This is a genomic window from Streptomyces griseorubiginosus, assembly GCF_036345115.1.
Lineage (GTDB): Bacteria > Actinomycetota > Actinomycetes > Streptomycetales > Streptomycetaceae > Streptomyces > Streptomyces griseorubiginosus_C.
On sequence record NZ_CP107766.1, the window covers coordinates 1,533,059 to 1,547,675 of the forward strand.

Below are 14,617 nucleotides of genomic sequence, written 5' to 3' on the forward strand. Positions count from 1 at the left end.
AGACCACCATGACCGAGCAGCAGCTGCCCTCCTGGGCCGACCCCTCCGTCTCCGCCGCCGACCTCGACGCCCAGGGCGTGTCCAGACGCGGACTCCTGCGCCGCGCGGGCCTGTTCGGCGCCGCGTTCGCCCTCGGGTCGGCCGCCACTCCCGCCTTCGCCTCTTCTCGCGGGCCGGGTTTCGGCGGCGACGACCCCCGGCTCGCCTACCTCGTCGGCGACCACCACGTGCACTCCGTCTACAGCCACGACGCGAAGTACACCTTCTCCCAACTGGCGCAGGCCGCCGCGCGGTACGGCCTGGACTGGATGGTGTTCAACGAGCACTCAAACTTCGGTCACGCGAACTACGGCGCGAAGCTGGAGCACGCGGAGATCGTCAAGGCCCGCGCACAGAACCCGCGTCAGCTGATCTTCCAGGGCCTGGAGTGGTACATCCCGGCCGCCGAGCACTGCACGGTGTTCGCCGCGCCGGGTCCCCACGAGACCGACCTGCTCACGCAGTTCGAGCTCGCGTACGACGGCAAGCTGCTCGGCTACACCGAGGGCGCCGCGGGCGCGACGGACACCGCCCGCAACGAGGCACATGCCGTCAAGGCCATCAAGTGGCTGGCGGAGCAGCGCCGTTCGGGCTACGTGGACGACGTCCTCGTCATCGCCAACCACCCGCTGCGGCTCGGCATCGACTCCCCGCACGAGATGCGCGCCTGGCGGGACGCGGCCCCCGAGATCATGATCGGCATGGAGGGCGCACCGGGCGCCCAGGGCGCCGCGCTCCCCGGCTGGCGCTCGCCGACGTCCATCCGCGGCGAGTACGAGAACAAGCCCTCGGCGCAGTCCTGGGCGGGCTATCCGGCCGAGGCGTATGTGACGTACGGCGGTTTCGACTGGGCGACGGCGACCGTCGGCGGTCTGTGGGACTCGATGCTGGCCGAGGGCAGCCTGTACTCGATCACCACGAACTCCGACAACCACCGCACGGTCTTCGACACCTGGAAGAACGGCGACTGGCCGGCCGGGCAGAACTTCGACAACACCGGCAAGCTGCCCGACCCGGTGAACACCGACACCCCGCAGCCCGGCAGCGACTTCTGGCCGGGCGAGTTCAGCCGCACCCACGTCGGCGTGACCCGCTACGGCTACCGCTCGGTGATGGCGGGCCTGCGCGCGGGCCGGGTCTGGGTGGACCACGGGCACCTGCTCGACGGGCTCGACGTCCGTGTGAAGCGGGACTGCGACTCCGGGCGCGGTGTGACGCTGGGCGGCCGGCTGCGGGTCCGCAGGGGCGAGCGGATCACGCTGTACGTGACGGTCACGTCCGCCTCCCGCCCCAACCCGCAGGGAATCCTGCCCGAGTTGGCGCACGTGGACGTCATCCGGGGCGCGGTGCGCGGCCCGGTGGCCGACCGGGACACCTGGCGGGCGCCCGACACCAAGGTCGTGGCGACGAAGGACGTGTCGGGCCGGAAGGGCACGTACACCCTGCGCATCCCGCTGACCGCGGGGGACGAGTCCTTCTACGTCCGCCTGCGAGGCAGCGACGGAAAGCGGCACGGTACGGGGTACCTGGGTGCCTCGATCGACCCGCACGGCCCGATTCCGCACGAGCCCGGCGACGGCGACCCGTGGGCGGACACGTGGTTCTACTCCAACCCGGTCTTCGTCGACGTCACCGGCTGAGGCAAGCGCCCCGAAGGGGCGCGGGGAACTGCGCGACCAGCCACGACGGTCCCGCGGTTCCCCACCGCCTCGGCCCGGCAGGTCCTAGGCGTAGAACCGGGAAAGACTCTGGAGCACCGCCGCCGGCTTCGCGCCGCCCTCGATCTCGATCGCCCCGTCGACGGTGATCTGGACACCGCCCGGCACCTCCTCGACCTCCGTGAGCTTGGCGACCAGGCGGATGCGGGAACCGACCTTCACCGGCGAGGGGAAACGGACCTTGTTCAGGCCGTAGTTGACCTTCGTGGTGACGCCCTGGACGTCCAGCAGCTCGGTGAACAGGGGGATGAACAACGACAGCGTGAGGTAGCCGTGGGCGATCGGGGCGCCGAAGGGGCCCTCGGCGGCGCGCGCCGGGTCGACGTGGATCCACTGGTGGTCGCCCGTGGCGTCGGCGAAGGTGTCGATGCGCTCCTGGGTGACCTCGATCCACTCGCTGGTGCCGAGGTCGCTGCCCGCGAGCTTCTTCAGTTCGTCGAGGCCGTTCACGGTGAGGCTCATGGGGTTCCTTAACTGTTGCCGTAGCGCTTGCGCACCCGGGACTTGAGGAGCTTTCCGGAGGCGGTGCGCGGGAGTTCGTCCGCGACCACCACCGACTTGGGGATCTTGTACTTGGCGAGCCGGCCGGCCAGGGAGGCCAGGACCTCGTCGGGGTCGGGCGTGGCGCCCTCGCGCGGGACGACCACCGCCCGCGGCACCTCGCCCCACTTCTCGTCCGGGACGCCGATGACCGCGCACTCGGCGATGTCCGGATGGCCGAGGAGCAGGTCCTCGATCTCGGCGGGGTAGATGTTCTCGCCGCCCGAGATGATCATGTCCTTGATGCGGTCGACGATGAAGACGTACCCGTCCTCGTCGATCCGGGCCGCGTCCCCGCTGCGGAACCAGCCGTCGGTGAAGGAGGCGGCGGTCTCCTCGGGGAGCCCCCAGTAGCCGGGCATGACGTGCGGGCCCCGGAGCACGACCTCGCCGGTCTCGCCGACGTCGACGGGCGCCAGGTCCGGCCGTACGACCCGGACATCGCTGAAGAAGTGCGGGACGCCCGCCGAGCCGACCTTGCTGGCGCAGTGCTCGGCGTCCAGCAGCAGGGTGCCGGGGGACGCCTCGGTCATGCCGTAGCCCTGGAGGAAGGTGAGCCCCCGCTCCCCGTACGCGGTGATCAGCCAGGTCGACACCGGGGAGCCGCCGCAGGTCAGGATGCGCAGGGAGGACAGGTCCGCGTCCGCCCAGCGCGGGTGCCGCGCCACCTGCTCGAACATCGTCGGCACCCCGAACATGAAGGTGATCCGGTGCTGTGCGATCAGGTCGAAGGTCGCGTCGGCGTCGAAGGCCTCGACCAGGACGCAGGTGCCGCCCTTCAGCAGCACCGGCAGGGTCAGCATGTTCAGGCCCGCCGTGTGGAACAACGGGGCGGAGACCAGGGCGCGTTCGTCGGCGATCAGGTCGTGGTCGACGAGGACGTTGATCGCGTTCCACGTGAGGTTGCCGTGGGTGAGCATGGCGCCCTTGGGCCGCCCTGTCGTGCCCGAGGTGTACATGATGATGCAGGTGTCGTCGGGGATGACCGGCTCGTCGATGGGTTCGGTCGGCGCCTCGGCGAGCAACTGCTCGTATTCGGGGCCGACTTCGACGTACGTACGGACGTCGGTGCTGCCCGGCAGTCCGGCGACCAGCCCCGCGTGCGAGGGGCCGTAGATCAGCGCCCTGGCCCCGGAGTCGGAGAGCTGGTAGGCGATCTCCGGTCCGGCGAGGCGGGTGTTGAGGGGGACGAAGACCGCGCCGAGGGTGCCGGCCGCGAACAGCGTCTCCAGGTAGGAGGGGTGGTTGGGGCCCAGGTAGGCGACCCGGTCGCCGCGCCGGATGCCCCGGGCGCGCAGGGCGTGCGCGAGGCGGGTGACGCGGGTGTGCAGCTCGGCGTAGGTGACTGTCGTGTCGCCGTGGATCAGGGCGGTGCGGTGCGGGGTCTTGCGGGCCCGGCGTGCGGGCCACGAACCCAGTCCCTCGTTGCGCATCTGGGGCCCCTTACGGCTTGGTCAGCCCGAGCAGACGGGCGGCGTTCTCCTTGAGGATCCTCGGCTTCACCTCGTCCTTGATCGACAGCTTCTCGAAGTCGGCGAGCCAGCGGTCGGGGGTGAGGACGGGGAAGTCGGAGCCGAAGAGGACCTTGTCCTTGAGCAGCGTGTTCGCGTACTGCACGAGCTGCGGCGGGAAGTACTTCGGCGACCAGCCGGACAGGTCGATGTGGACGCCCGGCTTGTGCGTGGCGACGGCGAGGGCCTCGTCCTGCCAGGGGAACGACGGGTGCGCCAGGATGATCTTCAGGTGCGGGAAGTCCGCGGCGACGTCGTCCACGTGGAGGGGGTTCGAGTACTTCAGCCTGATCCCCCCGCCGCCCGGGACCCCGGCCCCGATGCCCGTCTGCCCGGTGTGGAAGAGGGCGATGGTGCCCGTCTCCTCGATCACCTCGTAGAGGTCGTAGGCCACCGAGCGGTCGTTGGGGAAGAAGCCCTGGATGCTGGGGTGGAACTTGAAGCCCTTCACCCCGTACTCCTCCACCAGCCGGCGGGCCTGCTTGACGCCCGCCTTGCCGCGGAAGGGGTCGATGGAGGCGAAGGGGATCAGTACGTCGGAGTTGGCGGCGGCCGCCTCGGCGACCTCCTCGTTGGGGACGGGGGCCGTGCCGGTCGCGGACTCGGCGTCGACCGTGAAGATCACGGCGGCCATCTTCCGCTCGCGGTAGTAGGCCGCCGTCTCCTCCAGGGTCGGCTTCCGCTTGCCCTCGACCTTGAAGTAGGCCGAGGAGGCGTCGTGGAGGTCGTCGTCCAGGGAGGAGTGGCCCTTGGAGGACACCTCCGCGTGGGTGTGGACGTCGATGGCGACCAGGTCCTCGATGTTCATCAGGCCTCCGGGAACTTCGGCGCCGGGATGCCGACCGTCTGGAGCTCGGCGCCGACCGACGTGGGGAAGGCGTCGGCCAGCGTCTCGGGGGTCCAGCCGCCGTCGGCGTAGGCCGCCTTGATCTCCTGCGGATGGGACCAGAGTGCCACCTTGTCGCCGCCGATGCCGATGGCCTGCCCGGTGATGCCCCGGGCGGCCTCGGAGGCGAGGAAGGGGACCAGGGCCGCGCAGTCCTCGGGGGTGCCGAAACCCTCGCCCTTGCGGAGGAAGTCCGGCAGCGGCTCGCCGTTCTTCATGGCCTCGATGTACGGGGCGAAGGCGGGGATGGTCTCGGTCATCGCGGTGGCCGCCACCGGCACGATCGCGTTGACGGTGATGTTCGCGCGGCCCAGCTCCATGGACCAGGTGCGGGCGAAGGCGGCGATGCCGGCCTTGGCGGCGGCGTAGTTCGTCTGCCCGAAGTTGCCGCGCTGGCCGGCCGGGGAGCCGACCAGGATCAGGGTGCCGCCCTCACCCTGCTCGCGCATGCGCACGGCGGCGGCGCGGGCGCAGGTGAAGGTGCCCTTGAGGTGGGTGGTGATCACCGCGTCGAAGTCGTCGTCGGTCATCTTCCACAGCACCTTGTCGCGCAGGATGCCGGCGTTGGTGACCAGGATGTCCAGCCGCCCGAACTCCTCCACGGCCCGGTTCACGAGCCGCTCGGCGGCCTCGGTGGTGCCGACCGGGACGACCTCGGCGACGGCGGTGCCGCCGGCCTCGGCGATGGACTTCACGGCCTGCTCGGCGACCGCCTCGTCGACGTCGTTGACGACCACGGAGGCGCCGTGGGCGGCCAGGGCGTGCGCGTAGGCGAGGCCGAGGCCCCGGCCGCTGCCGGTGACGACGGCGACCTTGCCGGAGAGATCGATGCTGGGCACGACGGGGTCCCTTCACATGGGGTGCTTCCCCGGGGTCACGGGGAGCGCGGCTACGAGATCGAAGCTAGGAGCAATAATTGTTGACGTCAATAGTTGTTGGCGACCTTCGCGTGCGTCATGCTGGAATTCGGATGACGCACCGACCCAGGGAGCCCGCCATCACAAGCCAGCACGTGACCCCGAAGCCCATCGACTCGGAGGAGCCGTGGATGCGCGGGCTGCACGCGGACACCGGTTATCTGCTGTACCGCCTCGGCCTGCGCTCGGGTCAGCTGTTCAACACGTTCCTCCAGGAGTCGGGCCTGAGGCTGCGGCACTACGCGGTGCTGCGCTATCTCGCCGGGTCCGAGGGCGCCCTCCAGCGCGAGCTGAGCACCCGGCTCGGCTACGACCCGAGCGCGATCGTCGGCCTGGTCGACGACCTGGAGAAGCTGGGGATGACCGAGCGCCGGCCCTCCCCCGACGACCGGCGCAGCAAGATCGTCGTGCTGACCGAGGACGGCCGCGCCTTCCTGCGCGGCACCGACGAGGCGGGCAGACGGGTCACCAACGACCTGCTCGCCCCGCTCGACCCGGCCGAGCGCGAGACCCTCCAGGCCCTGCTGCTGAGAGTCGCCGACCAGCCATGACCGTGCGTTCCGCGCCGGACCGGCTGCTGTCCGTGCTCGCCGCGTTCGACCACGACCACCCGGCGCTGTCCCTGACCGACATCAGCCGGCGGGCGGGCCTGACCCTGACGACCACGCACCGCCTGGTGGGCGCCCTGACCGACTGGGGCGCGCTGGAGCGGGACGAGGCCGGGGTCTACCACGTCGGGCTCCGCCTCTGGGAGGTGGCCGCGCTCGCGCCGCGCGGGGTCGCGCTCCGGCAGCTGGCGCTGCCGTACCTGGAGGACCTGTACGAAGCCACCCACGAGAACGTGCAGTTGGCGGTGCGGGACGGTTCGGACGTCGTCTACATCGAGTGGATCTCGGGGCGTTCGTCGGTCGGCGTGCACATCCGGGTCGGCGCGCGCTGGCCGCTGCACGCGACCGGGGTCGGCCTGGTGCTGCTGGCGCACTGCGAACCGCGGGAGCAGGAGGAGTACTGCGCGAGTCCGCTCGCGATCTTCACGCCGTACACGATCGCCGAACCGGCGAAGCTGCGCCGGGTCCTGGCCGAGGTCCGGCGCACGGGCGTGGCGGTGAGCAGCCGTCAGGTCACCGACGACGCCCTGTCGGTGGCGGCCCCGGTGTGCGGTCCGGACGGCACGGTGGTGGCCGCCGTGTCGGTCGTGGTGCCCCAGGCCGACGCCCAGGTGCCGGTGCTGGTCCCGGCGGTACGGCTCGCGGCGCTGGGGATCTCGCGGGCGCTGGGCTGGCAGCCCACTGTCACGCCCCGTTCGGGCGCCGGATATCCCTCGCACCGGTGAGGCCCCGGCCGCCCCGGCGTCGTGATACTGGAACGGCCCCGGCCCCGAGGAGCCGCTCATGTCCGCCGCACGGTCCCTGTACGACCTCGTCGTGACCCGCCTGCGGACGACGAACCCGTACGTCGTCGACGGCGCGCTCGCCGTGCTGGTGCTGTTCGCCGCGTCGCTCCAGTGGATGTTCCCGGACGAGGGGGACGACCGGCTCACCCTGACGGGCTGGCTGCTGGGAGCCGCCACCGCCGTCCCCCTGGTGTGGCGGCGCCGCTCCCCCTACGCGTCCGCCCTGGCGGTCTCGGCGGCCACCACCGCGATGGCCTACTACCACGCCCCGCCGCCCGACGTGCTCTACGGCGGCCTCGTCGTCCTCTACACCATGGCCGCCCAGGGCCTGCCCTGGCAGCGCCGCAGCATGCTGGCGAGCTGGCTGCTCGGGGCCGTGCTGACCATGCAGCACAAGGAGCACTCCCAGCCCTTCGAGTACGCCTTCCACATCACCGGCATGATCAGCGCGTACGGCCTCGGTGTGCTGGCCCGCGTCCAGCGCGCGTACACCGCGGCCGTCGAGGACCGGGCCGCCCGGCTGGAACGGGAGCGGGCCGCGGAGACCGCGAAGGCCATCGCCCAGGAACGCTCCCGGATCGCCCGCGACATGCACGACATCCTCGCGCACGCGGTGAGCCTGATGGTCGTCCAGGCGGAGGCCGGACCGGTCGTGGTCCGCAGCGATCCGGCCCGCGCCGAGGCCGCGTTCGACGCGATCGCGACCAGCGGCCGGGACGCGATGGCCCAACTGCGGCGGATTCTCGGGGTGTTGAAGGAGGAGGAGCGTCGGGGCGGTGCCGCCCGGCTGCCGCAGCCCGACCTCACCGGACTCCCGTCCCTGGTCCGCCAGGTCTCCGAGTCGACCGGGCTGCGTGTCGACCTGAGCATCCGCGGCCGGCCGCGCCCGCTGCCCCCGGACACCGAGGTCGCCGCCTATCGCGCGGTGCAGGAGGCCCTGACCAACACCGTGAAGCACGCGTACGCTTCCTGCGCACGGGTGGAACTCGACTGGGCGGAGGACGAGTTGACGCTCACGGTGACCGACGACGGCAGCGGGCCCGCGCGGACCGAAGGCGGGCACGGGCTGATCGGCCTCAGGGAGCGGGCGGCCGCGTGCGGGGGCAGCGCCGAGACCGGGCCGGGTCCGGACGGGGGCTTCCGCGTGGTCGTACGGCTGCCCGCCGGCGCCGACCGGGAGGCGGCCCTCGGGTGAGCATCCGGGTGGTCGTCGCCGACGACCAGGAACTGGTCCGCAGCGGCTTCAGCATGATCCTGGAGGCGCAGGCGGACATCGAGGTGGTCGCCGAGGCCGGGAACGGCGCCGAGGCGGTCGACGCGGTCCGCCGGCACACGCCCGACGTGCTCCTCCTGGACATCCGGATGCCGGTCATGGACGGTCTGGAGGCGGCCCGGCGGGTGTGCGCGCAGTCGGGCTGCAAGGTGGTCATGCTGACCACGTTCGACCTCGACGAGTACGTGTACGACGCCCTGTACGCGGGCGCCAGCGGCTTCCTGCTGAAGGACGTCCGCCGCGACGACCTCGTCCACGCGGTCCGTGTGGTCGCGGGCGGCGACTCCCTCCTCGCCCCGGCGATCACCCGCCGCCTGGTGGCGGACATCGTGCGCCGGCGCCGCGAGGAGACGGCCACCGAGCCCGCCCCCGACCGCCTGGACGTCCTGACCGCCCGCGAGGTGGAGACCCTGCGCATGCTGGCGCGGGGCCTGTCCAACGCGGAGATCGCCACGACCCTGTTCGTGAGCGAGCACACGGTGAAGACCCACGTCAGCAACGTCCTGAGCAAGCTGGGCCTGCGGGACCGGGTCCAGGCGGTGATCTGCGCGTACGAGACGGGCCTGGTGACGCCGGGTTCCGCCTAGCCGTCGAGTTCCGTGAAGAGGGTGAGCTGGAGCGAACCCGGCCCCTCCAGACGGGAGTTGAGGGAGTTCCACGGTGTGCGGGTCGGCTCGGCGACGACTTCCGCGCCGGCCTCGGCCAGCCTCGTCGTGGTGGCCGTCGAGTCGTCCACCTCGAACGCCACCCGGATGTGCCCGGCGACCCGCCTGCCGACCTCGACCTCGTCGATGAAGGCCGCGTGGTTCGGGTCGGTCAGCTCCAGCGTGGCTCGCCCCGCCTCCAGGATGGTGACCCTGCCGTCCGGGGAGGAGAACGCGGCCCGTTCGGGCAGCCCCAGGACGTCCCGGTAGAAGCGCAGCGCCTCGTCGTAGTCCTCCGCCGTGACGACGAGCCGGAGTTCACGGACGGTGGGTGGTACCTCGGACATACGGCCTCCTTGTAGCTGTCCCCAAGGTCAACTCCCCCACCGGTACCGAAGATTCCTCCCCCGCGGGAGTGAGCCGGCCCCCGGACTCACCCGTACGACGGAGTCCTGGAAACCGCTCGCGGCGGCGATCCGGTGATCACGCCGGCCGCAGGAGCCTGAGGGTGCCATCGACCACCGCCAACCCGCCGGGAGGCCCCCGTGCTCTCCACACTCGCCCGGGCGGCGACCCGCCGCCCGCTGACCGTCATCGGACTCTGGGCGGCGTTCCTGCTGCTCGGCTTCGGCCTCGGGACGGGCGTCTTCGCCGACCTCTCCGACGACGTGCCCGACGTCCCCGGCACCGAGTCCGACCTGGCCGACGACTACCTCTCCGGCATCGACCCGACCGGCGAGTCCGTCACCGCGGTCGTCGCGGGCGAGGCCGTCTCCGACGCGGCCCTGCGCGCCCAGGTCGAGCGGACCGTCGCCGAGGTCCGCGAGATCGCCGGCGTGGCCGACGTACCGGACCCGTACACCACCCCCGGCCTCACCGCCCGCGACGGACAGGCCCTCGTCATCCCCGTCACCTTCGACGGCGGCCTCAGCGACGAGGCCGAGGAGGAGGCCACGGACACGGCCGTCGAGACCGTCAAGCGGATCGACGCGCCCGACGTCCACGTCAGCGGCGGCGAACTCCTCGGCAGGCAGCTCGGCGAGCGGGCCCAGCAGGACGTGAAGAACGCCGAGTTGATCTCCCTGCCGGTCGTCCTCGCCCTGCTGCTCGTCGTGTTCGGCGGACTGCGCGCCGCCGCGCTGCCGCTGGTGATCGCGGTGAGCGGGATCGCGGGCGCGTTCCTCGGCCTGTTCGTCTTCAGCCAGGTCACCGACATCTCGGTGTACGCGATCCAGGTCACCACCATGCTGGGCCTCGGACTCGCCGTCGACTACGCCCTGTTGACGCTGGTCCGCTTCCGCGAGGAACGCCGGCACACCGACGACGTGGTCGAGGCCGTGCACCGTACGGTTGCCGCGGCCGGCCGGACCGTACTGTTCTCCGGGCTCACCGTCGCCGTCAGCCTCACCGGACTGCTGGTCTTCCCGAGCGTGTTCCTGCGCAGCATGGGCCTGGCCGTGGCCGCCGTGGTCGTGGTCGACATGCTCGCCGCGGTCACCCTCCTGCCCGCGCTGCTCACGAAGTTCGGCGGGCGGATACGGCCGTCGAAGGCGCGCACCGAGGACGAGGAGGGCCGCGTCTTCGCCCGCCTCGCCCGCTTCGCGCAGCGCCGCCGGATCGCCGTCCTGGTGACCGTGGTCCCGGCCCTGCTGCTCCTGGCCCTGCCCGTGACCGGCCTGCGCATCGCCATCGGCGACGCCCGCCAGCTGCCCGCCGGCACCGAGGCACGGCAGTTGTACGACACCGTCGACGCGCACTTCCCGAAGGGCACCGGGGTCTCCCCCGTGGTGGTCGTCCTCAGGCCCGGCACCGACCCCGCGACCGCCGACCGCGTCCGCGCCCTGGTCCCGCACGCCGAGTCCCGCGACCTGCCGGGCGGCACCACGGTCGTGGAGCTGCGGCCGCCGGGCAGCGTGGACGGCGGGGCGGCCACCGGCCTGGTCGAGCGGGTCAGGGAGGTGCGCGGCGACGAGCCCGTCGAGGTCACCGGGGTCGCGGCCCGGCTGGTCGACTTCCGCGCGATGCTCGCCGAGCGGGCACCCTGGGCGGCCCTGACCGTCCTGGCCGGCATCTTCGTCCTGCTCTTCGCCTTCACCGGTTCGGTGCTGATCCCGCTGCGCACGATCGCGACCACCCTGCTCAGTCTGGGCGCCGCGCTCGGCGTGGTGGTGTGGGTCTTCCAGGACGGCCACGGGGCCGGGCTGCTCGGCGGGGAGGGCCTGGGCGCGCTGAGCCTGACGGCGCCCCCGCTGATCGTCTCGATCGCCTTCGGGCTGGCCATGGACTACGAGATCTTCATCCTCGCCCGGATGCGGGAGGCGCGGCAGCACACCGGGGACGAGCAGGAGGCCGTCGTCACCGGGCTGCGCCGCTCGGGGCGGGTGGTCACGTGTGCCGCGCTGCTGCTCGCGGTGGTCTTCGGCGCCTTCATGACCGGCGGGTTCTCACCCATCCTGCAGATCGGCCTCGGCCTGACCCTGGCCGTGCTGATCGACGCGACGGTCGTACGGATGCTGCTGGTCCCGGCGACGATGGCCCTGCTCGGCAGGCGGGCCTGGTGGGCCCCGAAGCCGCTGCGCGCGGCACACGAACGGTTCGGTCTGCGTGAGGCGACACCGGAGCCGCACGTACCGAGCAACGCCTGAGGATCCCGACGGATCAGGGGGCCGGCCGACTGGCCGGCCTCCTCTCCGTGCCCTTCCGCAGGGGCAGTCCTCACCGGAATCTCAGGGAACGGCCCGGTGATTCCAAGGAGCAGCACATGTGCGCGAGGCAGCATGCACCCGGCGAAGGTGGATATCTCAGGAAGGTGTGCCGTGGGCGTCCCGCACATATCGAACCGGTCCGGGCGACAGCCGCAGAGGTGGTCCCGGCGCGGGATGCTCGCCGCCCTGGGTGCCGTGCCGGCCGCTGTCGTCCTGACGGGATGCAGCGGCTCCGCCGACGCCTCGGAGGGCTCCTCCACCCCGTCCGCGCAGGCCCCGGCGAAGAAGGCGACCATAGCCGTCACCCCCGCCGACGGGACCGCGAAGGCCGACTTCTCCAGCCCCGTCCGGGTCACCGTCACCGACGGCACCCTCGCCTCCGTGAAGGTGACCGGCAACGACGGCTCCACCCTGGCCGGATCCCTCAACGGCACCAAGACCGAGTGGACTTCGGCGAGGAACCCCTACTCGGGCACGAAGTACACGGTCACGGCGACCGCGGAGGACGGCACCCCACAGACCGCGACCTTCACCACCAGGTCCCCGGGCGAGACCTTCGTCGGCTACTTCACCCCCGAGGCGAACTCCACCTCCGGCGTCGGCATGCCGGTGTCGATCAACTTCACCCACGCCGTCTCCGACAGGGCCGCCGTCCAGAAGGCGATCACCGTCACCGCCGAGCCCGCGGTGGAGATCGTCGGCCACTGGTTCAGCGACACCCGGCTCGACTTCCGGCCCGAGACCTACTGGGCGCCCGGCACGAGGATCACGCTCGGTCTGCGGCTCAAGGACGTCCAGGCCACGGAAGGCGTCTACGGCGTGCAGTCCAAGGACGTCACCTTCCACATCGGCCGCGAGCAGATCAGCACGGTGGACCTGTCCACCAAGGAGATGGTGGTGCGGCGGGACGGCAGGACGATCGCCACCTACCCGGTCTCCGGCGGCGACCCCGACCACACCACCTGGTCCGGGATCATGGTGATCAGCGAGCGGTTCAAGCAGACCCACATGGACTCCTCGACGGTCGGTCTCGGCGACGAGTACGACATCCCCGACGTGCCGCACGCCCAGCGGCTCACCACCTCCGGCACCTTCGTGCACGGCAACTACTGGGCCTCCACCGCCGTGTTCGGGCACGAGAACACCAGCCACGGCTGCGTCGGCCTGCACGACGCGAAGGGCGCGAACGACACCTCCGTGGACGGCTACAGGTTCTACGACAGCTCCATGCTCGGCGACGTCGTGATCGTGAGGAACTCCGGCGAGCGGACCGTGGAGGCGTCGAACGGACTCAACGGCTGGAACCTCTCGTGGGCGGACTGGAAGGCGGGCAGCGCGCTTTAGCGGGTATGCCCGGTTTCAAGGGGTGAACTCACCAGGCCCGAAAGGACTTTCACGGCTCAACCTCTTGACGACCGGAGCGACTGCGAGCACATTGGGCCCACTTTGAGAGCGCTCTCAAAGGCTCTCGAAGGCACCCGCGCTCACTTCTCCCCGTACCCGAGAGGCACCCCCATGAGTGAAACCTCCGGTATCCCCAGACGACGGCGGGCCCTCGTCGCCGTCCTGAGCACCCTCGGTCTGGCCGCCGCCCTGGCGACGGCCGCCACCCTCCCCGCCGACGCCTCCGCCCCCACCCCGCCGACCGGCTGGTCGCAGGTCTTCGTCGACGACTTCAACGGCACCGCAGGGACCGGCGTCAACACCTCGAACTGGCAGTACGCCACCGGCACTTCGTATCCGGGCGGCCCCGCGAACTGGGGCACCGGCGAGGTCGAGACGATGACGAACAGCACCAGCAACGTGGCGCTGGACGGCAACGGCAACCTGCGCATCACCCCGATCCGCAACGCGTCCGGCAACTGGACCTCGGGCCGCATCGAGACCAACCGCACCGACTTCCAGCCCCCGGCCGGCGGCAAGCTGCGCGTCGAGGCGCGCATCCAGATGCCGAACGTCACCGGCACCGCCGCCGAGGGCTACTGGCCCGCCTTCTGGATGCTGGGCGCCCCCTACCGCGGCAACTACCAGAACTGGCCCAGCGTCGGCGAGCTGGACATCATGGAGAACGTCCAGGGCATGAACCGCGTGTGGGCCACCATGCACTGCGGGACCAACCCGGGCGGCCCCTGCAACGAGACGACCGGCATCGGCAACAACGTCGCCTGCCCGGGCTCGACCTGCCAGTCCGCCTTCCACACGTACACCATGGAGTGGGACCGCTCGGTGAGCCCCGAGACGATCCGCTTCCTCGTGGACGGCACACAGTTCCACTCGGTCAACGCGAGCCAGGTGGACGCCACGACCTGGACCAACGCCACCAACCACGGGTTCTTCATCATCCTCAACGTGGCGATGGGCGGCGCGTTCCCGGACGCGTTCGGCGGCGGGCTGGACTCCGGCACCCAGTCCGGCGTGCCCATGGTCGTGGACTACGTCCAGGTGCTGTCGGCGGCTGGGAGCGGTACCACGCCCCCGCCGACCGGCGGCCGGGACGCGTACGGCACGATCCAGGCGGAGTCCTACAACGGCCAGAACGGCGTCGGCACCGAGACCACGACCGACACCGGCGGCGGCCAGAACATCGCCTCGCTGGCCAACGGCGACTGGGCGCTCTACCAGAACGTCAACTTCGGTTCCACGGCGGCCACTCAGTTCGTCGCCCGGGTCGCGAGCGGCGCGGCGGGCGGGGTGAGCGGTCTGGTCGAGGTGCGTCTTGACAGCCCGACGGCCACTCCGGTCGGCAGCTTCTCGATCGCCAACACGGGCGGCTGGCAGTCCTGGAGAACGGTCCCCGCGAACATCAGCTCCGTCACCGGCACGCACAACGTGTACCTGACCTTCACCAGCGGCCAGCCGGCGGACTTCGTCAACGTGAACTGGTTCAACTTCGGTCGCTGACCGCCGGGTTGAGCCAGGCACCGGCCATGTCCCGTGTCCTGCCTCGCCGCAGGTGCCCTATCGGCGTGGAGGGCGGCTGAGGTGTACTGG

Annotated in this window: 13 protein-coding genes; 8 read left to right on the top strand and 5 right to left on the bottom strand. The window is 71.4% G+C overall.

Annotated features, from left to right (window positions below; all coding sequences use genetic code 11):
• Positions 1–8: 8 nt before the first annotated feature.
• A complete protein-coding gene (locus tag OHN19_RS07105) occupies positions 9–1,679 on the top strand; it encodes a PHP domain-containing protein (RefSeq protein WP_330263328.1) in 1,671 nt (556 codons plus the stop codon).
• A gap of 84 nt (positions 1,680–1,763) precedes the next feature.
• Here the strand turns inward: OHN19_RS07105 and OHN19_RS07110 are convergent, their stop codons facing one another.
• The 4 genes from OHN19_RS07110 to OHN19_RS07125 are packed head-to-tail and all read right to left on the bottom strand — an operon-like array spanning position 1,764 to position 5,533.
• Positions 1,764–2,219, bottom strand: a complete 456-nt coding sequence (locus tag OHN19_RS07110) for a MaoC family dehydratase (RefSeq protein ID WP_123764195.1) — start codon at positions 2,217–2,219, stop codon at positions 1,764–1,766.
• Between the two features lie 8 nt (positions 2,220–2,227).
• Complete coding sequence (locus OHN19_RS07115) at positions 2,228–3,730, bottom strand: long-chain fatty acid--CoA ligase (RefSeq protein ID WP_330263329.1); 1,503 nt, start codon at positions 3,728–3,730, stop codon at positions 2,228–2,230.
• A 10-nt stretch (positions 3,731–3,740) separates the two neighbouring features.
• On the bottom strand, positions 3,741–4,616 hold the full coding sequence (locus OHN19_RS07120) for an amidohydrolase family protein (RefSeq protein WP_330263330.1): 876 nt from the start codon (positions 4,614–4,616) through the stop codon (positions 3,741–3,743).
• A complete protein-coding gene (locus tag OHN19_RS07125; RefSeq protein WP_330263331.1) occupies positions 4,616–5,533 on the bottom strand; it encodes an SDR family NAD(P)-dependent oxidoreductase in 918 nt (305 codons plus the stop codon). Before OHN19_RS07125 ends, OHN19_RS07120 begins: the two co-directional genes overlap by 1 nt.
• Positions 5,534–5,706: 173 nt before the next feature.
• Here OHN19_RS07125 and OHN19_RS07130 point away from each other — a divergent pair, with 173 nt between their 5' ends.
• The 4 genes from OHN19_RS07130 to OHN19_RS07145 are packed head-to-tail and all read left to right on the top strand — an operon-like array spanning position 5,707 to position 8,864.
• A complete protein-coding gene (locus tag OHN19_RS07130) occupies positions 5,707–6,162 on the top strand; it encodes a MarR family winged helix-turn-helix transcriptional regulator (protein WP_123765274.1) in 456 nt (151 codons plus the stop codon).
• Entirely contained in the window at positions 6,159–6,944 is a 786-nt protein-coding gene (locus OHN19_RS07135) for an IclR family transcriptional regulator (protein WP_330263332.1), read from the top strand. Before OHN19_RS07130 ends, OHN19_RS07135 begins: the two co-directional genes overlap by 4 nt.
• A gap of 58 nt (positions 6,945–7,002) precedes the next feature.
• A complete protein-coding gene (locus OHN19_RS07140) occupies positions 7,003–8,199 on the top strand; it encodes a sensor histidine kinase (protein WP_330263333.1) in 1,197 nt (398 codons plus the stop codon).
• Positions 8,196–8,864 (top strand): response regulator transcription factor, encoded by a 669-nt coding sequence (locus tag OHN19_RS07145; RefSeq protein WP_330263334.1) that lies wholly within the window; start codon positions 8,196–8,198, stop codon positions 8,862–8,864. Before OHN19_RS07140 ends, OHN19_RS07145 begins: the two co-directional genes overlap by 4 nt.
• Here the strand turns inward: OHN19_RS07145 and OHN19_RS07150 are convergent.
• A complete protein-coding gene (locus OHN19_RS07150) occupies positions 8,861–9,268 on the bottom strand; it encodes a VOC family protein (protein WP_330263335.1) in 408 nt (135 codons plus the stop codon). The genes OHN19_RS07145 and OHN19_RS07150 overlap by 4 nt on opposite strands.
• A gap of 198 nt (positions 9,269–9,466) precedes the next feature.
• On the opposite strand from OHN19_RS07150, the gene OHN19_RS07155 reads away from it, so the two are divergent.
• From OHN19_RS07155 to OHN19_RS07165, 3 genes are all read left to right on the top strand, one after another.
• Positions 9,467–11,566, top strand: coding sequence for an MMPL family transporter (locus tag OHN19_RS07155; protein ID WP_330263336.1), 2,100 nt, complete (start codon positions 9,467–9,469; stop codon positions 11,564–11,566).
• Between the two features lie 171 nt (positions 11,567–11,737).
• Entirely contained in the window at positions 11,738–12,970 is a 1,233-nt protein-coding gene (locus OHN19_RS07160; protein ID WP_330263337.1) for a L,D-transpeptidase, read from the top strand.
• 171 nt (positions 12,971–13,141) lie between these two features.
• Entirely contained in the window at positions 13,142–14,527 is a 1,386-nt protein-coding gene (locus tag OHN19_RS07165) for a glycoside hydrolase family 16 protein (protein ID WP_330263338.1), read from the top strand.
• Positions 14,528–14,617: the final 90 nt, after the last annotated feature.

What these genes read in the sequence shown, in the direction of transcription:
- OHN19_RS07140 (WP_330263333.1), top strand. Translation starts at nt 7,003, where the DNA reads ATGTCCGCCGCACGGTCCCTGTACGACCTCGTCGTGACCCGCCTGCGG.
- OHN19_RS07135 (WP_330263332.1), top strand. Translation starts at nt 6,159, where the DNA reads ATGACCGTGCGTTCCGCGCCGGACCGGCTGCTGTCCGTGCTCGCCGCG.
- OHN19_RS07165 (WP_330263338.1), top strand. Translation starts at nt 13,142, where the DNA reads ATGAGTGAAACCTCCGGTATCCCCAGACGACGGCGGGCCCTCGTCGCC.
- OHN19_RS07110 (WP_123764195.1), bottom strand. Translation starts at nt 2,219, where the DNA reads ATGAGCCTCACCGTGAACGGCCTCGACGAACTGAAGAAGCTCGCGGGC.
- OHN19_RS07120 (WP_330263330.1), bottom strand. Translation starts at nt 4,616, where the DNA reads ATGAACATCGAGGACCTGGTCGCCATCGACGTCCACACCCACGCGGAG.
- OHN19_RS07115 (WP_330263329.1), bottom strand. Translation starts at nt 3,730, where the DNA reads ATGCGCAACGAGGGACTGGGTTCGTGGCCCGCACGCCGGGCCCGCAAG.
- OHN19_RS07105 (WP_330263328.1), top strand. Translation starts at nt 9, where the DNA reads ATGACCGAGCAGCAGCTGCCCTCCTGGGCCGACCCCTCCGTCTCCGCC.
- OHN19_RS07150 (WP_330263335.1), bottom strand. Translation starts at nt 9,268, where the DNA reads ATGTCCGAGGTACCACCCACCGTCCGTGAACTCCGGCTCGTCGTCACG.